Origin of the sequence: Haloprofundus halobius, from assembly GCF_020097835.1 — an archaeon.
Classification (GTDB): Archaea; Halobacteriota; Halobacteria; order Halobacteriales; family Haloferacaceae; genus Haloprofundus; species Haloprofundus halobius.
The window spans coordinates 1,387,766-1,407,378 of record NZ_CP083666.1 but is presented as its reverse complement, the minus strand read 5'-3'; the positions used below and the strand labels follow the sequence as shown (position 1 = coordinate 1,407,378).

The window sequence follows — 19,613 nt, the reverse complement described above, 5'->3', positions numbered from 1 at the left end:
AATCGGGAACGTGACACGGATAACTATACAATTTCGTGCATCGCCCGACGGGCGTCGCCGGCGACGGTGGGATGCGTCAGTAGTTTCGAAGGCGTTCGGTCTCGCGTTCGTCGTTTCGGGCCCGGGGGCGGCGGTCGCCTCCGTCGTCCATGAGGCGGTCGAGGCGGTGCTCGAACTCCGCCTCCGAGAGTTCCCCGGAGGCGTACCGTCGCTTGAGCGCCTCGATGCGGTCTTCCTTCGATTCGTCCGGGCCGAGCCGCGAGGAGAGGTTCAGCGACGCGAGCCAGCCGTTTCGGGCTTCGGCTTCCGCGGCGACGGCGCGAAGCCGTCTCTGTCGCCGACGGAGGCGTTCGTCGCGACGGAGGCGCGCCCGTCGGACGAGCGACCAGGCGAAGAGGAACCCGAAGACGACGGTCAACACCGTGAGGACGACGGCACCGGCGGCCCACGGGAATAGTGCGGCCGCGAACGCGCCGAGCGGTTGACCGAGCGACGCCAGCGCGACGAGTGCGCCGAGGCCGACGACGCCCAGAAGGGAGACACTGACGACAACGAGGGCGAGGAAGGTGATACCGAGGCTGTGACGGCGGAGCCAACCTGGGGAACCGGACATGGCTGCCAGTAGGCCGAGGTCGATGGTATATGCTGCGGCTCGAAGCGAGAGCGGTGGGAGAAGTCAGCGACCGTCTACGGCCAGTTGCCGCCCTGTTCGTAGGTGTCGACGACGCGCTGGATGGCGACGACGTACGCCGCGGTGCGGAAGTTCGGCACGTCGTTGGACTCGTAGGCGTCGACGAGATCCTCGAAGGCGTCGACGATGACCGTCTCCAGTTCGTCGTTGACACGCTCTTCGGACCAGTGGAACCGCTGGCGGTTCTGGACCCACTCGAAGTAGGAGACGGTGACGCCGCCCGCGTTGGCGAGGATGTCGGGGAAGACGGCCACGTCGCGGTCGGTCAGAACGTCGTCGGCTTCGGGCGTCAACGGGCCGTTGGCCGCTTCGACGACGACGTCCGCCTGGACGTCGTGGGCGAGGTCGCCGTCGATGGCGTTTTCGAGCGCCGCGGGGACGAGGAGGTCCACGTCGAGCGTCAGCAGGTCCTCGTTCGTCATCTTCTCGCTCGCTCCGTCGAAGTCGCTGAGACTCCCCGTCTCGGCTTTGTGCTCCTTGGCCGCCCGCGCGTCGAAGCCGTCCGGGTTGTAGATGGCCCCGCTGGAGTCGGAGGCGGCGACGATGCTCGCGCCGAGGTCCTCGATGAGGTACGCGGCGATAGAGCCGGCGTTGCCGTACCCCTGTACCGCGACTGTTGCTCCCTCCATCTCCTTGCCGAGGTAGTCGAACGCCTCACGGGCGGTGAGCATCGTCGAGCGACCGGTCGCTTCGACGCGGCCCTCGCTGCCGCCGGAGTCGAGCGCTTTGCCGGTGATGACGCCGGGGGCCGTCGTGTTCTCCAGTGTCTCGTAGGTGTCCTTTATCCAGTTCATCTCCCGCTGGCCGGTGTTGACGTCGGGCGCGGGGACGTCCTTGTCTTCGCCGATGAACGGACGAAGTTCCTTCGCGAACGAGCGCGTCACTCGTTCGAGTTCGCTCTCGCTGTACCTGTCGGGATCGATGACGATGCCGCCTTTGCCCCCGCCGTAGGGGATGTCGACGACGGCCGTCTTGTACACCATCCACCCCGAGAGCGCCTTCACCTCGTCGCGCGAGACGCCCGGATGGTAGCGAATCCCTCCTTTGTACGGCCCACGGTCGCCGTTGAACTGCGAGCGATAGGCGCGGAACAGTTCGAGTCGACCGTCGTCCATCTCCACCGAGAGGTTCGTCTCCAACACGCGTTCGGGGTTCTTCAGCCGTTCGAGCACGTCCGGCGATACGTCCAGAAACTCGGCCGCGTCGTCGACCTGTTCCTGCAGACTCTCGAACGGATTGGCCTCTTCAGACATATGCTCTGAGACACGTCTCGGAGAGCGATTAAAGCTTGCCGAAGCCACAGCAATCGCCACTGATACGCACGGTTACAGTTTTCCCGCCGCCGCCGCCCGCGCGACGACACGCTCGGCCTGTGCGACGAGCGGCCCGTCTATCATCTCGCCGTCGACCTGGAAGACGCCGCGACCCGCGTCGTCGGCTCGCTCCTTGGCCGAAACGACCTTCTGCGCCCATTCGATCTGCTCGTCGCTCGGCGTGAACGCGTCGTTGACGACCGGTACCTGGGCGGGATGGATGACCAGTTTGCCGTCGTAGCCGAGGGTGAGCCCGAACGACGTCTCCTCGGCCAGCCCCTCGGGGTCCTGGAAGTCGGTGTACACCATGTCGAGCGCGTCGACGCCGGCCGCGCCAGCCGCGAGAACGACGTGCTGGCGGGCGTAGAGCACCTCGGTCGCCTCCTCGGTCCGCGTCGCACCGATGTCGGCGGCGAGGTCCTCTGCTCCGAACGCCAGCGCGTCGGTCGCGTTCGCGGCAGCGATCTCTTCGGCCGCGAGGACGCCCGCTGCGCTCTCGACGAGCGCGAGCACCGGGAGGCTCCAGCCGCGCTCGTCGACCAGGTCGGCCGCTCGGTCGACCTCCGACGCCGACGCGACTTTCGGGAGCATCACGGCGTCGAGTCGAGCCTCGTCGACGAGGAGTCGGTCGAGGTCGGCTTCGAGATCGACGCCGCTGAGGCGGACGCAGACCTCGGCGTCGGGGTCGAACTCGGGGTCCGAGAGCACGTCTCGAATCGCCTCGCGCGCGTCGGCCTTCCGCTCCGGCGAGACGGCGTCTTCGAGGTCGAACACGACGGTGTCGGCGTCGCTCGTCGGCGCTTTCCGCATGAGTTCCGGACGGTCACCCGGCGAGAAGAGCACGCTGCGTCGGGTCATGGTTGGCCTGACGTGGGGTGACGGTTTAACTTCGGGCGGTTTCGTGTTTCGGCCCGGAGGCGACGAACCGACGGGGCGCGGATGCTACGGCCAGAGTCCGCGCGCCTCGTGAGCCTCCGCGACGCGCGTGAGTGCGACGATGTACGCGGCGTCGCGCCACGTGACGTTCCGTTCGTCGACCTCCGTGCGGACGGCGCGCCACGCCTTCAGCATCTCGGCCTCCAGTTCATCGTTGACGCGTTCGAGCGGCCACGCGCGGCGGTTGATGTCTTGGAGCCACTCGAAGTACGAGACGGTGACGCCGCCGGCGTTCGCGAGGATGTCCGGGATCACCGGAACGCCGCGCTCCTCGAAGATAGCGTCGGCCGCCGAGGTCGTCGGACCGTTCGCCCCCTCGACGATCATCTCCGCTCGCACTTGGTTGGCGTTGTCGGCGGTGAGAACGTTGCCGATGGCCGCGGGGATGAGGATGTCGACGTCGAGTTCCAGGAGGTCACCGTTACTGAGCGTCTCCGGCGCGTCGTAGCCCGACACCATGCCGGGTTTCTCGTCGTGGCCCTCCACGTCCTTGGTGTCGAGTCCGTCGGAGTCGTATATCGCGCCGTCGACGTCGCTGACGGCGACGATCTTCGCGCCGAGGTCGTCGAGGTAACGCGCCGCGTTCGCACCGACGCTGCCGAATCCCTGCACGGCAACGGTCGTCTCCGCGGGGTCCCAGCCGTAGTAATCGATGGCCTCGCGGGCGATGATGCCGACGCTGCGACCAGGCGACTCCTCGCGGCCGTGGCTGCCACCGATGACCGGCGGTTTGCCGGTGACGACACCCGGCGTCGTCTCCCCCTCCTGCATCGAGTAGGCGTCCATGAACCACGCCATCGTCTGCGGGTCAGTCCCCATGTCGGGCGCGGGGATGTCGTGCATCGGGCCGATCATGTCGCGGAGTTCCTCGGCGAAGCGACGCGTGAGTCGCTCCTTCTCCTCGTCGCTGAGCGTCTTCGAGTTGACGACGATGCCGCCTTTCCCGCCGCCGAAGGGGATGTCCATCACGGCGCACTTCCACGTCATCCACATGGAGAGCCCGACGCACTCCTCTGCGCTCACGTCGGGATGATAGCGCAGGCCGCCCTTGAACGGTCCCCGGACGTTGTCGTGCTGGGCGCGGTAGCCGGTGAACACCTCCAGCGAGCCGTCGTCGCGTCGAAGCGGAATCGACACTCGGTGAACCTTGTCGGGATGCGACAGGCGCTCGATGATACCCGAATCGACGTCGGTGTGAGCCGCCGCTCGCTCCAACTGCCTGCGGGCGGTCTGGACCGCCGACTCCGATTCCTCCTCGACCTTCGATGTCGCGTTAGCTGCCATAGATGACTCTCTCGTGACTGTGTTTCGCAATCGCACACTCTCGGTGCGACCGGTCCGGAGTGCTCGCCGACGAAGAGCGTCTCCAGAGCATTCGTCTGGGTTTCCGCTCCGACCAATATAATTTTTGTTAATGGCTTTTGGTCGGGTCAGATATTGCGGCGACGGTCGACGGGAGAATCGAGGCATCGACCGGTAGGATTTTGCGCCGACCGGGCGACGCCGCGACCATGACTGGCCGCTACTACGAGGAGTTCGAGGTCGGCGAGACCATCGAACACGCGACACGCCGAACCGTGAGCGAGAGCGACAACCAGCGCTTCTGCGACATGACGATGAACCAACAGCCGCTGCACCTCGACGCGGCGTTCGCCGCCGACACCCAGTTCGGCGAACGCCTCGTCAACGGCCTCTACACGATGAGCCTCGCCGTCGGTGTCTCGATTCCCGAGACCACCGACGGTACCATTGTGGCGAACCTCTCGTACGACGATGTCTCTCATCCAGCGCCGGTGTTCCACGGCGACACCATTCGCGCGCAGTCGACGGTGACGGAGAAACGCGAGACGAGCGACGGCGAACGCGGCGTCGTGACGATGCACGTCGAGGCGTTCGTCGTCGGCGACGAGCAGCGAGAGGAGGAGTTGGTCTGCGAGTTCGAGCGAACAGTACTGTCGCTGAAGCGACCCGAGTCAGACGAGTCGTAACGAGCCATCGGGGGGAGTGGCGAACAGGCGGCCCTCTTCGTCGCGCCGCGGTCGGATGGCCGCACACCCGCCTCGTCCGAACCGCGGTGACGGTCACGTCACGGTCGGGCATGGTCCCGTTTTCACTCGAAAAGATGCGGGAAAGACGGAGGGTGCGGACAAGTCGCCCTCAGAGCAGCGAGATGATGAGCGAACCGTTGATGCCGACGGCGACCCACGTCGGCAGCGAGAGTCCGGCGGGGACGACGAACCGATACACCGCCGGCAGTATCTTCCAGCCGACGAGAGCGACAGCGAGCGAGAACGTCTTCAACAGGAGCATCGCTTCGATGACGCCGATCGTCTCCATCAGCGTCCGTGCGAGCGGGTTCATCTCCGCGAGTCCCAGCGAGAGGCCGTAGGCGGTCAGTCCGACGTCGAGTGCGAACCCGAGCAGCGCGAACGCCCAGAGATGCGGTTCGAACCGCGCGAGTGTCGGTATCGGTGAGTGCGTCGCGACGGTTCCGTTCGCTCCGGCGGCCCCGAGGCCGCTCACGTCCTCTCTGCTCATTGCTCTCGGAGACGGGAGAATGAGCCTTGGTAATCCGCAGCGTACTCGGGACAAACGACACACTACTGAGACGGAACGTGTGGTGCCCTGTCGTCGAAAATCCGGAACGGGCCGCCTACGCGGCGGCGTTCGGCAGTAACGAGAGATTATAGCACGGTGCCGTGCTTCTTGTCCGGGAGCTCTTTCTGCACGTCGGCGTAGAACTCGAACCGGTTGACGAGTTCCCGGCGGAGGTCGCTCGGCGGCACGATTTCGTCGACGACAACTTCGCTCGCCATGCGGTGGATGTCGATGTCGCGGCGGTACTCCTCACGGAGTTCCTCGGTTTGCTTCTTCCGTTCTTCGGGGTCCTCGATGGCGTCGAGTTTGTTCCGATAGACCGCGTTGATGGCGGCTTCGGGACCCATGATGCCGATTTCGCCCGAGGGGAGACCGATGACGCTCTCTGGGTCGTAGGCGGGACCACCCATCGCGTAGATACCCGCGCCGTACGCCTTGCGGACGACGACTGTCTGTTTGGGAACCGTCGCCGACGACGTGGCGTAGATGAACTTCTTCCCCTTCTCCAGAATCGCGTCCTTCTCGACCTGCGACCCGGCCATGAAGCCCGGCGTGTCGCAGAGGTAGAGCAGCGGAATCTCGTAGGCGTCGCAGGTCCAGATGAACTCCGCGGCCTTTTCGGCGGCGTCGGGGAAGATGGCCCCCGAGCGTTCGGTCGGTTGGTTGGCGACGACGCCGACCGGTCGGCCGTCGATGCGGACGAACGCCGTGACGATTTCGGGGCCGTAAGCGGGTTTGATCTCGAACACCGACTCCGCGTCGGCGACGCGTTCTATCAGGTCGAGCACGTCGTACGCGCGGTTCGGAGCCTCGGGGATGAGTTCGTCGATACCCTCGGGGCTGAACTTGGGTGGTTTAGGTTCGCTTCGCGGCGGTTTCTCGCCCGCCTTGTTCGGGAGGTAGGTCAGGAGGTCGGAGACGAGTTCGCGAGCGTGTTCTTCGTCACGGGCGACCAGGTCGGCGCTGCCGGAGTGTTTCGCGTGAACCTCGGGACCGCCGAGGTCCTGCATCGAAATCTCCTCGCCGGTGACCATCTTCACCATCCGCGGCGACGCGATGGCCATCGCCGACATCTCCTCGACCATGATGGTGAAGTCGGCGAAGACGGGCGTGTACGCCGCTCCGGCGATACACGGGCCGTAAAGCACGCAGATCTGGGGGACGTAGCCCGACAGCATCGAGTGGTTGTAGTAGTACTTCCCGATGCCCTCGCGGTTGGCGAAGAAACCGGTCTGCTGGTCGATGCGCCCGCCGGAGGAGTCCATCAGGTAGAGTACCGGCTTTCCCGACTTCAGCGCGCGCTGCTGCATCCGGAGGAACTTCTCGACGCCGAGGCGGGCCATGCTCCCCGCCTTGACGGTGAAGTCGTTCGCCATGAAGTGGAGGTCGCGGCCCTCGAATTCGGCCGCGCCGGTGAGCAGGCCGTCGCCGGGGAGACGGTTGCCGGGGTCTTCTTCCTCGACCTCGGGGCTGTCGGGGTGCCACTCGTCGAAGGCGGCGAACTTGCCGTCCTCGAACTTGATTCCGCTCTCACCGTCACCGTACTCGCTACCGAACCAGAGGTCGAGTCGGTCGCGGACGAACAGTTTCCCCTGCTCGGGCAGCCGTTCCTTGTACTTCTCCGGGCCGCCGCCGAGAATGGTCTCTATCTCGGCGCGCAGGGCCGCCTCCCGCTCGCCGGGTTCGAGGTCGTCGTCGATGGGGTACGCGTCGGCCGGAGTCGTCGCTTCCGCGACCGGGTCGTCGCCGTCGCCGACGTGGACCGCCACGTCGGTTCGGAGGTGCGTCGCCAGCGCTCGGGCGATGGCGTTCGCTTCGTCGTCGCTCGCGCCCTCGCCGATACGGACTTTCATACGCACGACTGCGCGAGGCGGTCGCAAATTGTTTTCCATGTAGAATCGGGCGGGACACAGAGCGGTGACTTCCGCTCCGCCGAACGCGTCCGAGACGGTTCTCAGGTGAGAAAGTCGAACCGCGCGCCGCCGCTGTCGCTCTCGGCGACGACGACCTCCCAGCCGTGCGCCTCCGCGATCTCGGTGACGATGGCGAGGCCGAATCCGGTGCCCGATTCGTTCGTCGAGTAGCCGTACTCCAACACCGCGTCGCGTTCGGCTTCGGGGATGCCCGGCCCGTCGTCTGCGACGTAGAATCCGGTCGACGACGCGCCGACGCGAACAGTCACGGTCTCGTCGCCGTGTTCGTCACCGTCGTCAGACGGAACCTGACTGTCTGTGGAACCGTGTTCTATACTGTTCCGAAAGAGGTTCTCGAACAGTTCGCGTAGGCGGGCTTCGTCGGCTTCGACGGTGCAGCTCTCGCCCGTGTCGAGCGTCGCTCCGGTCGTCGCGACGTAGCCCCACGCGCGTTCGGCAGCGGTACACACCTCGACCGGTTCGGGGTCGTCGACCACCCGGCCGTGGCGCGCGAGCGAGAGCAGGTCGTCGATGAGCCCGTCCATCCGGTCGACGGCGCGCTCTATCGCGTCGAAATACTCGTCGTCGCCGGTCTCGCGTGCGAGTTCGAGATAGCCGTCGACGACGTTCAGCGGGTTGCGCAGGTCGTGAGAGACGACGCTCGCGAACTCTTCGAGTCGCTCGTTCTGCCGACTCAGCGCGCGCTCGCGCTCGATTCGCTCGGTGATGTCGCGGACGATGCCGACGGAGCCGTCGAACGACCCGTCCTCGTCGGTCAGGACGGAGAGGTTGTCCTCGTAGTGCCGTCGCTCCCCGTCGGCGTTCTCGATCTCGAACTCGAAGCGAGCCGAGGCCCGCTCGTCGTCGTCGAGCAGCGACGCGATCACGCGCCGACCGCGAGCGATGGCCTCCTCGCTCATGTACTCGCTGATGTGCGTGCCGACGGACTCATCCCACGTGTCGCCGGTCCGCTCGGTGTGGGCGTCGTTGACCATCCGGATGTAGCCCTCGGGGTCGAGCACGTACGTCGCGTCGGGGATCGTCTGCACCACGGTCCGGCACTGTTCGAGCTCCTTCTCGCGCGCGCGACGCTTGCTCACGTCGCGAGCGATGCCACACGCGCCGACGAGGTCACCGTCGTCGGTCATGCGGACCGCTCGCACCTCGAAGGAGAGGGGCTCACCCGACTTCGTCAGCAGGTCGCCGTCGAACGTCACCGTTCCATCGCGGAACAGCGTCCGCACCGACCGCTCGACGCAAGCGTCGTCGTCCGGGAAGAAGGCCGCCGCGGGAGTTCCATCGAGTTCCGCGTCGTCGTATCCCGTGATTTCGTTCAGCCGGCCGTTCCAGCGGGTGAGTCGGCCCTCGACGTCGACGACGAAGAACACGTCGTCGAGCGCGTCGAGAGCGGCGTCGGTGAACTGTTTCTCGCGTTCGAGCGCTCTCTGTGCGCGTCTGAACTCCGTCACGTCGTTCAACACGATCTGGGCGGCGTCTTCGCCCTCGAAGGTGATGGGTGCCGTCGCCAAGACCGCGTGTAACGGTCGGCCGTCGAGGTCACGGAGATGGAGTTCGCTCGGCGGAGCGACGGTTCGTTCCTCGAAGACGCGGCGACTTCGCTCGCGGGCACGGTCGAGGTCCGACTCGTCGGCCAACTCGAATATCGACCGGCCGACGAGGTTGCACGCACTCTCGGCGGCGAAGTAGTCGACAGCCGCGTCGTTGACGTAGACGAGGGTGCTGTCTTCGGTGTAGATGCCGATGGGCGAGGGAGAGGTCTCGACGAGTCGCCGGTATCGTTCTTCGCTGCGGTCGAGCGCCCGCTCGGCGTGGTACTGTGAGACGTAGTTCGCCACCCGGTTCGCGAGCAGCTCGAACTGCTCGGCGCCACCCTTCTTGCGGATGTAGTCGGTGACGCCCGCCGAAATCGCGCGACTCGCCAGCGTCTCGCTCCCCCTGGCGGTGAATAGGACGAACGGGAGCGCGTCGTGTCGTTCTCTGACCACCTCCAGCAGTTCGAGACCGTCCATCCCCGGCATCTCGAAGTCGCTGACGATTCCCTCGACCGACTCCGCCTCGAGTGTGTCGAGGGCGCTCGGCCCGTCCGGCGCGGCGACGACCGAGAGCCCCTGGCGTTCGAGGTGTGCCGTCGTCAGGGCGCGGAAACTCGCGTCGTCGTCGACGCAGAGGACGCGAGCCGAACGGGTGTCACTCATGCCGCGGAGTGTGTGGCAATGATATTAGTACGTTACGAACAGGTTTGAGCGAGCAATTAACGGCTCGGCAGAGCCGTGATTCGACACGTCTCCGTCGTTTAGGCGGTGAGCGCCGATTCCAACCGCTCGACGAGTTCCGTGTTGCCGACGTACACCGGCACGCGCTGGTGGAGTTCGGTCGGTTCGACGGTCATCAGCGACCGCTCCCCGTCTGTCGACGCTCCGCCGGCACACTCCATGATGTAGCCGATCGGCGTTCCCTCGAACTGGAGGCGGAGTTTCCCGTTCGGAGCGGAGTTCAGCGCCGGATACGCGAACACGCCTCCGTAGGTGAGAACCTGGTTGATGTCGCCTATCATCGCGCCGCCGTAACGTAGTTTCAGCGAGTCGTCGGACTCCACCTCGCGGGCGTACGCCTCGAACGCGTCGGGCCAGTCGGGGACCCGACCGCCGAAACCGTAGACGCCGGGGTCCTCGGGCAACCGAACGTTCTCGCGGACCGCTTCGAGTTCGCCGTCGTCGACGACGTACTCCGTCACCTCGCCACCCACGGCGGCGACGAGCGTCGTGATGGGTCCGTAGAGCACGTACGCCGCGGCGACGAGGTTCTCGCCGCGAGCGGGCAACGGCGCGTCGTAGACGCCGACGATGGTTCCCATCGTGTTGTTCGACTTGAGGTTCGAAGAGCCGTCGAGCGGGTCGACGGCGACGGAGAGCCCCTCGCCCCTCGCGACGACCGACTCCCGTTCCTCGCTGGCGTACTCGCCGACACCCGAGAGCGCGCCGAGTCGCTCCTCGAACAGCTCGTCGGCGTACACGTCGGCCGCCATCGGCGTCTCGCCGCTGGGGTTCTCGGTGGCGCTCTTCTGTCGGCGACCCGGCAGCGCGTCGCGGACCGTCGGGGCGAGGTCGGCGACGGTTTCGAGAATCTGGCGGACCGTCTCGCTCGTCGCTTCGTCCGTGCCGCCGTCGGCGACGCCGTCGGCCTCCGCACCCGTCTCCGCGTCCGTGTGCCGTTCCATCAGTCGTCGGAGGCCGTCGCGCGGTTGTTGCTCGTCGAGGGCATCAGTCCGAGCGCGTCGTCCGCCGTCGCGTCCTCGAAGATGACCGCTTCGAGCGCGTCGAGCAACTCCGTGGGGTTCTCGCGCTGGAACACGTTCCGTCCGACCGCGAGCCCCGACGCCCCGGCGCGCATCGCCGTCTCGACCGTCGAGAGGAACTCGCGGTCGGAGGTTTTCGACCCGCCGCTCATCACGACTTTCGTCCCAGCGGCGGACTCGCAGGCCCACTGCATCGCCTCGGCGGAGCCGGGATACTTCACCTTCGTGATGTCCGCGCCGAGTTCGAGACCCATCCGCGCCGCGTACGCGATGGTGTCGGCGGAGGTGTCGTTTTTCAACCCCTGCCCGCGCGGGTACGACCACATGACGACGCCCATGTCGTGTTCGCGGGCGGCCTCGTGGGCCTCGCGGAACTCCTCGACCATCTCGATCTCGTGGTTCGACCCGCCGTAGACGGTGAAGCCGATGGCCTCCGCACCGAGTTCGGCGGCGTAGTCGACAGTACAGTTTACTGCACTGTTCGGTTCGCCCATCCAGAGGTTCGACGTGCCGTTGAGCTTCAACAGCAGGTTCACGTCGTCCTCGTAGGAGGGGTAGTAGCCCTCGGCGACACCCTTCTGGACCGCAAGCGCCGTCACGGCGTCGTGCGTTGCGATGTCGAACACCGTCTCGGGGTCCGTCGTCCCCGGAACGTCCTCGAAGTCCACCGGACCGTGCTCTAAGCCGTGGTCGTACGCGAGAATCAACGCTCTGTCGTCCCGTGTGATGGCCGCGTCTGCCGATGGAATCATCGGTTCAAAATCCGGTGAACTACTATTTAAATCATCGGTCGGCGTGCGCCCTCGGAGAAACGGGGCGAAATCGAGCGAGAGCGTCGGAAATCGGGCTCAGAACGATAACTCCGTGAACAACTACTTACTACTCTCTGAGTAAATAACTACTCACGGTGGCGGCAGGCGGCGGCGTGCCACCGCCGAACGACCGTCGCGTCGAGTTCGAGGACGTCGGCAACGTGTTCGGGGTTCGCCGTCGTGAGGCTCCGAACGGAGACGATTCCGGCCTCCGACAACAGCGTCGCGTCGTCGTCGTCGACGCAGTCGAGAACGGTGAGCGGCGTCGGGCGGCTCTGCGCGCGCCACGCCGCCTCCGCGGCCGACGACTCGCCGCTCCCGTCCGTCTCGGCCACGTCGGCGGTCGCGGCCGGGTCGCGAGGCCACGCGTCGCTGGCGTCGGATTCGGGGGGGTCGGCGGGTTCGTGGGACTCCCAGTCGCCGGAACTGGCGGCGACCCACGCGCGTTCGGCGTCGCCGAGGCCGCGAACCTGAGCCGACCGCCGTTCGAGGTCGCGACCGCTGGACTCGAACGACCACGACAGCGAGTGCGCTCGGCGGATGCGCGCGGCGACGCCGGGGTTGACGCCCGCATCGACCAACTCGGTGTAGGAGACGCGTTTGCGCCGCACGTCGTCGTCGGTGACGTCCGCCGCGTCGAGTGCGGCCGCCGTCTTCGGCCCGACGTGGTGGAGCGCTCTCAGGTCGCGCACGTTCTTTGATTCGGGACAGTCAGCCACGGCAATCAACTATCTCTTTCGGCATCGTCACTTCAACGTTTCTGTAGGTGTCGGTTCAACAGAATGAAACGAGCGGTACAGCCGTCGCAGGCGACCCGACGGCCGACTCTCGACGCCGACGCTCCGCTACCCTTAGGTGACTCCCCGGAGCAGACGGAACTATGCGGAATATCGATGACATTCGGACGGTCGGCGTCGTCGGCGCGGGAACGATGGGCAACGGCATCGCGCAGGTCGCCGCCGCCGCCGGCTACGACGTGGTGATGCGCGACCTGAAACAGGAGTTCCTCGACCGCGGCTTCTCGGCCATCGACGACAGTCTCTCGCGGTTCGTCTCGAAGGAGAAGATGGACGCAGACGAGGCCGAGGCGATTCAGGGTCGAATCGAGGGGACGACCGAACTGTCGGACCTCGCCGACTGCGACCTCGTGGTCGAGGCCGCGGTGGAGAACATGGACATCAAACAGGACATCTTCACCGACCTCGACGACGTCGTCGACGAGGACGTGGTGCTGGCGACGAACACCTCCACGCTCTCCATCACGACCATCGCGAGCGTCACCGAACGACCGGCACTCGTCGTCGGCCTGCACTTCATGAACCCCGTCCCAATCATGACGGGCGTCGAAGTCGTCCGCGGCGAGAAGACCGACTCGGCGGTCGTCGAGTTCGCCCACGAGTTCTCCGAGGACCTCGGCAAGGAGACGTGGGAGTCCGACGACAAACCCGGGTTCGTCACCAACCGTATCCTGATGCCGTGGCTCAACGAGGGCATCCGCGCCTACGACGAGGGCGTCGCCTCCAAGGAGGACATCGACAAGGGGATGACACTCGGTACGAACGTCCCGATGGGTCCCCTCCAGTTGGCCGACCACATCGGCCTCGACATCTGTCTGGACGCCAGCGAGACGCTGTTCGAGGAACTCGGCGACCGCTACAAACCCGCCTATCTCCTGAAGCGGAAGGTCGACGCGGGCGACCTCGGCAAGAAGACGGGTCGGGGCTTCTATGAGTACTGAGTGAGTCGAGTGGCGGTGCGGATTCTCCGACCGACGAACGGCCACTCGATATCTACCGCTGCACCTGTCAATAGCCTAATCTCTGTACGATGCGTCCGTACTGCATCATGAGTCGCCCAACAAACGGACGGGTCGTCGTCGTCACCGGCGCGAACGAAGGACTCGGCTACCACCTGCTCACGACGCTCCTCGAAGACGGGTATCGGGTCGCCTGTCTCGACGTGAACGGTGAGAACGTCCTGTCGCTACAGGGGACCTACCCCGACCGACTGCTGTTTCACCGCTGTGACGTGACGGTGGGCGACGACGTCGAGGACGCAGTCGCGGCGGTCGTCGACCGCTGGGGCCGGATAGACATCCTCGTCAACAACGCCGCGGTGTTCTCCTTCGCTCCCTTCGAAGAGCAGACGCTCGCCGACACGCGTCGCGAGTTCGAGGTGAACTACTTCGGCTACGTCCGGACGATTCGGGCCGTCTTACCCCAGATGAAGGCGCAGAATCGAGGAATCATCCACAACGTGAGTTCCGGCGCAGGACTCGTCGGGCATCCGGGACTCTCCGGGTACGCGTCCACGAAAGGGGCGGTCGAAGCACTCACACGGTCGCTTCGGCTGGAACTCCGGACCGAGAACGTCTCCTGTACGAGAATGCACCCTTCGCTCTCGAACACGCGGTCGGCGGCGACGATCGGCTACCCGGCGTCGCTGCTGAGCGACCCGGCCGATGTCGGCCGCAAACTGGCGAGGAAAATCGAGTCGACGGACGCGGTCATCACGCCGGATCTGCAGACGAGGATGGGACTGTATCTCTCTCAGCGGTTCCCGTCTCTCGTCGAGAAGGGCACCGAGCGGTTCGTCGAGGCCTGACGGCGAGGTTTTCTTCGCGTGTACCGTAGATCCGTGACATGTCATCAGACATCGAACGTCGGGGGACTGCGGACGTCGAGGGCAGACTGGTGGTGTACATCAACGGGATGCGACTCAACAAACTCCGCGCGATTCCGCAGTGGGTCGCCGCGGGGCGGAAGAGAGCCCGGATGTTCGAGCGACTGGAAGCCGACCCCGACAGCGGCTTTCTCGGCTACCAACCGGCGTTCATGGGACTGCGAACCGGCGCGGCGATCCAGTACTGGCGGTCCCTAGAGGACTTACAGCGGTTCGCGAGAGACCCGAACGACCTCCACGTCCCCGCGTGGAACTGGTACAACGAGGCAGTCGACGACGGCGGCGGCGTCGGGTTCTGAGCCGAACTGTACGTCGTCGACGCGGACAGCTACGAGACGTTCTTCCGGAACATGCCGCCGATTGGGCTGGGAGCCGTCGGGGGAGTCGTTTCCGTCTCCGACCACCGACGAAGGCTCGGTCTGTCCGAGACGCCGTCCGCACCGCGTGGGGACTGACGAGACGAACGCGTCGGCGAACGACACGGGGCGCGACTGCCGGTCACCGCCCGCGACTGTGGGTCACGAACTCGGTCGTTCGGAGGCGGGACGGGACCGACTGTACGGCGTTGGCTCCGGCGCGGTCACTCCGGTTCGACTCGCTCGTCGCCGCGCTCGCTAGCGACGTGTTGCCCCCAGAACCCGTCGTGTTTCGTCACCCGAATGTCGCCTTCGACGCGGGTCTGACAGGAGAGTCGAAGCCCCGAGTCGAGGCTGTGCGGCGGGAGCGAGAGTCGACGCCGTTCCCGCCTCCCCATCTCGCTCACGTCGCCGTCGACACCGTCGGGGACGCTGAGCGATCCCGACGATCCTTCGCTCGCGGTGATTTCGACGGCACACGTTCCACACGTCGCATGACCGCGACAGTTCAGCTGCTGCGCGCGTCCGTTGTGCGGCGACAGTCCGGCCGCCAGCAACACGTCGCGCAGCACCGCACCCTCTTCGCAGTCGATGTCGCGTCCGCGGAACCGTACGGTAGGCATAGGTACACTACGCGCCCTGTGAACAAGTAACTATCATAGCGTCCCCCGTTCGGCTTCGACGGACGGACCACGCCGCACTTATTGGACCGACACCAAGCGGCCGACGATGAACGGACGCGGCCCGCTCCGACCGGGGACGACCGAGGCTTTCGCGGGCGGAACGTCCGCGGGTGTCGTCTGATGCGTCGCCGGACGCTCCTCGCTCTCGTCGCGCTCTGTCTGGCGCTCGTCGCCGTCGCGGGCGTCGCGCTCACCGACGGCGGCCCCGAGTTGCGCGAGCGGTGGGTGAGCGACACCGCCCGCGACACGTTGGCGAACCACCACGCCGTCGGCGCGAGCGGAGATGTCGTCGTCGCGCCGGTGAGCGTCCCCGAGCGCGACGGCGTCCCGCTCGGCGAGTGTACGCTCGTCCGTCTCGGTGACGACGGCGAGACGCGCTGGCGCTACACCGTCCCCGAGTCGAACTGCACGCCGCACGCGCTGACCGAACCCGCCGTCGCCGACCTGACGGGCGATGGGTCGTCCGAGGTCGCCGTCGTGACGACCGAAGAAGCGCTCGTCGTCTTCGACGCCGACGGCGAGGAGCGGTATCGGATTCCGCTGGACACCTACGGCTACGGCGCGCCGACGACTGGAGACCTCGACGGCGATGGCAGTCCCGAACTCGTCGCCAGCGACATCGACGGCGGCGTCGTCGCAGCGGACGGCGACACCGGCGGCGTGCTGTGGCGCGCGGACCTCGGCGCGTCGACGTTCCCCGCTCCTGTTATCGAAGACGTCGACGGCGACGGGGCGAACGAGACGCTGTTCGGAACGGGCGACGGTCCGATTCTGCTCGACGCCGACGGAAACGTCGAGTGGCGCGGCGGCGGCGAGAGCGTCTCGTCGATGGTCGTCGGCGAGGCCGACGGCGACGCCGCGGCCGAGGTTTTCGTCGGCCGGAGCGGCGAGGTCGCTGTCGTCTACGGCGAAAACGGAACCGACCGGTGGAGCCGTACGTTCGACGCCAACCCGCGGGTCGGCGCGGTCGGTGACGCCGACGGCGACGGCGACGCGGAGGTGTACGCCACGCTCACAGACGGGCGGGTCGTCGCCCTCAACGCGCACACCGGCGAGGTCGAGTGGGAGACGACGGTGACGACGGGCGACGCCGCCCAGCACCCTGCGCCGAAACTCGGCGACCTCGACGGCGACGGCGACCCCGAACTCGTCGCGCTCACCAACGGCGGCACGGTGTCGGTGCTCGACCCCGCCTCGGGCGAGACGCGCGCGACCTACGAGCGCGACGTACCGGTGTGGATCTATCCGACGCTCACGGACCTCGACGGCGACGGCGACGGCGACGAGGAGATTCTCGTCCGCTACGGCGACGGCCGTGTCGCGGCGCTGGAGTACGCGACCGATGGGTGACGAGTAGGAGGCGACACCGCCGAACCGTGCGGGTTTTCACCGTACTGGCGCTACGTCCGCGTATGCGACGGCTCTCGACTCGCGTCTCGCCGCGCGGTGCTGCCGTGTTCGCCGCGCTGGGCGTCGTCGGTCTCGCGCTGCTGTCGACGCCCGCCGCGGCCCACCAAGTTGCGACGCGGTTCGAGTCGCCGATTCCGCTCTCGTGGTTGTTTCTCGGCGCGGGGGCGACGGTCGGACTGACAGCAGTCGTTCTGGCGGGCGGTGCGGGCCGGAAATCTGCGGCGAGAGCGTTTTCCTCTCGGACGCGGGGCGCTTCGGCCGCCACGACGCTCGCGACGGTTCCGTCATCTCTCGTCGGGCCCGTCCGCGTCGCCGCCGGTGGGACGTTCTTCATCGCGTTCGTCGCGGCGCTGGTCCACGGCGCGACCGGTCCGAGCGCACCGTCGACGAATCTCGCGACGCTGTTCGTCTGGCCGGTGTGGTTCAAGGGAGTCGCGCTCGTCGCCGTCGTCGTCGGGTCGCCGTGGCGCGTGCTCTCGCCGTGGCGTACCGTCTACCGGTGGCTGTGTCTGCTCGAAGGCGACGAGGTTCGACTCGCCGAGTATCCCGACCGACTCGGCGAGTGGCCCGCAGTCGTCGGGTACGTCCTCCTCGTCGGCGTCGCAGAGAACCTGACCGTGGTCCCCTCGCAGCCGTCGCTGACGGCGGCGGTCGTGGCGGGTTACGCGCTCTCGATGCTCGTCGGCGGCGTCGTCTTCGGCCCGACGTGGTTCGACCGCGCCGACCCGCTGGCGGTTCTGTATCGCCTGCTCGGTCGGGTCGCGCCGCTCCGCGTTCTGCGCGACGATGGCGGCGAGGGTCACAGCGACGATAGCGACGATGGCGACGGCGACCGGCGCGTCGTCCTCCGCCCGCCGTGGCGTGGCTGTCTCGCACCCGTCTCGGCCGCGGCGGCCGCGTTCGTCGTCGCCGCCGTCTACACGGTGAGTTTCGACGGCTTCTCGGCCTCGCCGGAGTACCGAGGGCTGTTCTACGGGTTGCGCGACGCGGCCGGTCTCGGTCCGGAGGCGAGTCTGCTCCTCTACGTCGTCGGCCTCGCGGGCTTTCTCGCCGTCTTCGCCGCCGTGGCGCGATTCGTCTCGCTTCACGCCCGCGACGACGAGTCGCCGTCCGCGTCGGCGACGACGACGTTCGCGTCGACGCTGCTGCCCATCGCGGCCGCCTACGAGGTGGCACACAACTACGGCTACGCGCTCACCGGTCTCGGCGCGTTGCCGAGCGCCGTCGGCATGGAGACGGTCGACCCGCTGTTCTGGCTCCCGTTACCCGCGTTCTGGCTGACGCAGGTCGCGATGGTCGTCCTCGGTCACGTCGTCGCCGTCGTCGCCGCCGACGTCGTCTCTCGGCGCGTCGCGCCCGACGCCCGGTCGGCGTTCGTGTCCCACGCACCGCTTTCGACGCTGATGGTCGGCTACACGGTGCTGTCGCTGTGGATCATCTCGCGGCCCGTCGCGGTCTGAAATCGCCCCGTTACAGCCCCGGAACCCCGCCGGTCGGCGTCGGCAGCGCCCGCAGGCGACGCGGGGGCACGAGGAAGTTGCCTCGGTTCTTGACGAAGATGTACTCCAGAATCCCGTTGTTCACTCGCTGTCGGACGGCCGGTTCGTCGGTGAGGTCGGTCCCGTTCATCGCCTCTCTCACCTCCTCGAAGTCGGTGATGCGCCGCTGCAGCACCGGGAAGTGGAGGCTCGCCTCGTCGTCGTCTGTCGACTCGATGTGCCGCCGGAGGAGGCGGACGTTCCCCTCCTCGTCGCGGTTGGCGCGGGCGGCTTTCTGGGCGTGACCGACCCGGCCGTACTGCCGGGCGTGCTCGCGGATGCGGTCGGCTATCTCGGGCGTGACGCCGCTGTGGTCGCCGAGGTTGTCGCCGACGCCCTCGACGAGACCCTCGGCGGCGTGTTCGGGGCTGAACATCTCCGACACCCGGTCGTCGAACTCCTGCTCGACGTACCAGTCGTCGAGGCGCTGACGGAGTCTCGAGACGTGTTTCGTCGTCGCGCCCGCGAACTGGCCGTCGGGGATGGTGACGTACTCCTCGGTCGCCTGATTCCCGGCGAATCCGGCTTTGAATCCCATGAACAGCGGCGACTCCTCGGGCACCGGTTTGCCGTCGGGGACGCCCGCCACGTCCTGCCGCTCGGCGGGCATGCCCTTGCCGATGAACCCCGTCCGCCGGGAGTCGACGGAGAAGGCGGCCGAGAGCGGCGTCTCCATCGTCACCTCGTTGGCGGTGTCTCGCTCGCCGGTCAGCGCCTCCTCGGCCTCCAACAGCGCGTCGGCGCGGTCGCTGGCGAGGTGTAAGAGGGCATCCTGTCGGTCGAGATCGGGAGTTTCGAACGGCGAGAGTCGGCGCGGTTCCGGCAGGTCGACGGTGTCGGGGAGCGGGTCGTCGAAGCGCGAGAAGTACGCCGGAGAGAACGAAAGCGAGTGAATCAGCCCCTCGTTGCTCCGCTCGTAGGCGCGGTCCAGCGTCGACAGCGCGTCTTCGACGGCGCGTCGGTCGGCGGGCGTCGGCGTGCCGTCGCGGTCGAGCGTCAGATACAGAAGCGTCTGGTGACGCGGGAGTTCGACGTTCTCCGCGCCGTCGCGTGCGAGCAGGTCGTCCCAGGCGTGCTGCCGCGCCGGGAGCGCCGAGGGGTCCGAGACGCCCTCAGGGACGGGTTCGTCGGTGAGGTCGAGACAGGCCGAGAGCGCGCCCGCGCCGCCGACGGCGACGGCTGCTTTCAGCACGTCTCTGCGACTCCATTCGTCGGTCCCCGGACTCATCGTCGTCGCTAGGGCCGTTTCGCGGATAGGGGTTCTGGTGTGGCCATCGAACGCGGCGGAGACCTGTCGTGAGAGGCGCGCGACGCGTCGTCGCGCGGCGGTCGTCGGTGTGTCGGGTTTCGACGGCCACACCAATC

The 19,613-nt window shown here is 66.9% G+C and carries 18 protein-coding genes; 6 read left to right on the top strand and 12 right to left on the bottom strand.

What is annotated here, in order from left to right; all coding sequences use genetic code 11:
* Positions 1 to 76: 76 nt before the first annotated feature.
* From LAQ74_RS07330 to gdhB, 4 genes are all read right to left on the bottom strand, one after another.
* A complete protein-coding gene (locus tag LAQ74_RS07330) occupies positions 77 to 613 on the bottom strand; it encodes an SHOCT domain-containing protein (protein WP_224336567.1) in 537 nt (178 codons plus the stop codon).
* A gap of 74 nt (positions 614 to 687) precedes the next feature.
* Entirely contained in the window at positions 688 to 1,944 is a 1,257-nt protein-coding gene (locus LAQ74_RS07325) for a Glu/Leu/Phe/Val family dehydrogenase (RefSeq protein WP_224336565.1), read from the bottom strand.
* Between the two features lie 72 nt (positions 1,945 to 2,016).
* Positions 2,017 to 2,862, bottom strand: coding sequence for an HpcH/HpaI aldolase/citrate lyase family protein (locus LAQ74_RS07320; protein WP_224336559.1), 846 nt, complete (start codon positions 2,860 to 2,862; stop codon positions 2,017 to 2,019).
* Positions 2,863 to 2,946: 84 nt separating this feature from the next.
* Positions 2,947 to 4,224, bottom strand: a complete 1,278-nt coding sequence (gene gdhB, locus LAQ74_RS07315) for a glutamate dehydrogenase GdhB (protein WP_224336556.1) — start codon at positions 4,222 to 4,224, stop codon at positions 2,947 to 2,949.
* 227 nt (positions 4,225 to 4,451) lie between these two features.
* On the opposite strand from gdhB, the gene LAQ74_RS07310 reads away from it, so the two are divergent.
* Positions 4,452 to 4,928, top strand: coding sequence for a MaoC family dehydratase (locus LAQ74_RS07310; protein WP_224336554.1), 477 nt, complete (start codon positions 4,452 to 4,454; stop codon positions 4,926 to 4,928).
* Between the two features lie 169 nt (positions 4,929 to 5,097).
* On the opposite strand, the gene LAQ74_RS07305 is transcribed toward LAQ74_RS07310, so the two are convergent.
* The 6 genes from LAQ74_RS07305 to LAQ74_RS07280 form a co-directional block, all read right to left on the bottom strand.
* Positions 5,098 to 5,478, bottom strand: a complete 381-nt coding sequence (locus LAQ74_RS07305; RefSeq protein ID WP_224336552.1) for a DUF5658 family protein — start codon at positions 5,476 to 5,478, stop codon at positions 5,098 to 5,100.
* A 146-nt stretch (positions 5,479 to 5,624) separates the two neighbouring features.
* Positions 5,625 to 7,391, bottom strand: coding sequence for an acyl-CoA carboxylase subunit beta (locus LAQ74_RS07300; protein WP_224336549.1), 1,767 nt, complete (start codon positions 7,389 to 7,391; stop codon positions 5,625 to 5,627).
* Between the two features lie 101 nt (positions 7,392 to 7,492).
* A complete protein-coding gene (locus LAQ74_RS07295; RefSeq protein WP_224336546.1) occupies positions 7,493 to 9,667 on the bottom strand; it encodes a PAS domain S-box protein in 2,175 nt (724 codons plus the stop codon).
* 98 nt (positions 9,668 to 9,765) lie between these two features.
* Positions 9,766 to 10,689 carry a class 1 fructose-bisphosphatase gene (locus LAQ74_RS07290; RefSeq protein WP_224336544.1) on the bottom strand — a complete coding sequence of 308 codons (924 nt, stop codon included), beginning with the start codon at positions 10,687 to 10,689 and terminating at the stop codon, positions 9,766 to 9,768.
* Entirely contained in the window at positions 10,689 to 11,519 is an 831-nt protein-coding gene (locus tag LAQ74_RS07285) for a class I fructose-bisphosphate aldolase (protein WP_224336542.1), read from the bottom strand. Before LAQ74_RS07285 ends, LAQ74_RS07290 begins: the two co-directional genes overlap by 1 nt.
* A gap of 146 nt (positions 11,520 to 11,665) precedes the next feature.
* On the bottom strand, positions 11,666 to 12,271 hold the full coding sequence (locus LAQ74_RS07280) for a DUF7409 domain-containing protein (RefSeq protein ID WP_224336540.1): 606 nt from the start codon (positions 12,269 to 12,271) through the stop codon (positions 11,666 to 11,668).
* Between the two features lie 188 nt (positions 12,272 to 12,459).
* Here LAQ74_RS07280 and LAQ74_RS07275 point away from each other — a divergent pair, with 188 nt between their 5' ends.
* The 3 genes from LAQ74_RS07275 (at position 12,460) to LAQ74_RS07265 (ending at position 14,560) form a co-directional block, all read left to right on the top strand.
* Positions 12,460 to 13,317 carry a 3-hydroxyacyl-CoA dehydrogenase family protein gene (locus LAQ74_RS07275; RefSeq protein ID WP_224336539.1) on the top strand — a complete coding sequence of 286 codons (858 nt, stop codon included), beginning with the start codon at positions 12,460 to 12,462 and terminating at the stop codon, positions 13,315 to 13,317.
* 107 nt (positions 13,318 to 13,424) lie between these two features.
* Positions 13,425 to 14,183 carry an SDR family NAD(P)-dependent oxidoreductase gene (locus tag LAQ74_RS07270; RefSeq protein ID WP_224336537.1) on the top strand — a complete coding sequence of 253 codons (759 nt, stop codon included), beginning with the start codon at positions 13,425 to 13,427 and terminating at the stop codon, positions 14,181 to 14,183.
* 38 nt (positions 14,184 to 14,221) lie between these two features.
* Positions 14,222 to 14,560, top strand: coding sequence for a monooxygenase family protein (locus tag LAQ74_RS07265; protein WP_224336535.1), 339 nt, complete (start codon positions 14,222 to 14,224; stop codon positions 14,558 to 14,560).
* 281 nt (positions 14,561 to 14,841) lie between these two features.
* Here the strand turns inward: LAQ74_RS07265 and LAQ74_RS07260 are convergent, their stop codons facing one another.
* On the bottom strand, positions 14,842 to 15,240 hold the full coding sequence (locus tag LAQ74_RS07260) for a 2Fe-2S iron-sulfur cluster-binding protein (RefSeq protein ID WP_224336534.1): 399 nt from the start codon (positions 15,238 to 15,240) through the stop codon (positions 14,842 to 14,844).
* Between the two features lie 180 nt (positions 15,241 to 15,420).
* Here LAQ74_RS07260 and LAQ74_RS07255 point away from each other — a divergent pair, with 180 nt between their 5' ends.
* Positions 15,421 to 16,650, top strand: a complete 1,230-nt coding sequence (locus LAQ74_RS07255; RefSeq protein ID WP_224336533.1) for an FG-GAP-like repeat-containing protein — start codon at positions 15,421 to 15,423, stop codon at positions 16,648 to 16,650.
* 62 nt (positions 16,651 to 16,712) lie between these two features.
* On the top strand, positions 16,713 to 18,170 hold the full coding sequence (locus LAQ74_RS07250; protein ID WP_224336532.1) for a hypothetical protein: 1,458 nt from the start codon (positions 16,713 to 16,715) through the stop codon (positions 18,168 to 18,170).
* Positions 18,171 to 18,180: 10 nt separating this feature from the next.
* Here LAQ74_RS07250 and LAQ74_RS07245 read toward each other — a convergent pair whose 3' ends face one another.
* On the bottom strand, positions 18,181 to 19,476 hold the full coding sequence (locus tag LAQ74_RS07245; RefSeq protein WP_224336531.1) for a DUF7405 family protein: 1,296 nt from the start codon (positions 19,474 to 19,476) through the stop codon (positions 18,181 to 18,183).
* Positions 19,477 to 19,613 lie beyond the last annotated feature (137 nt).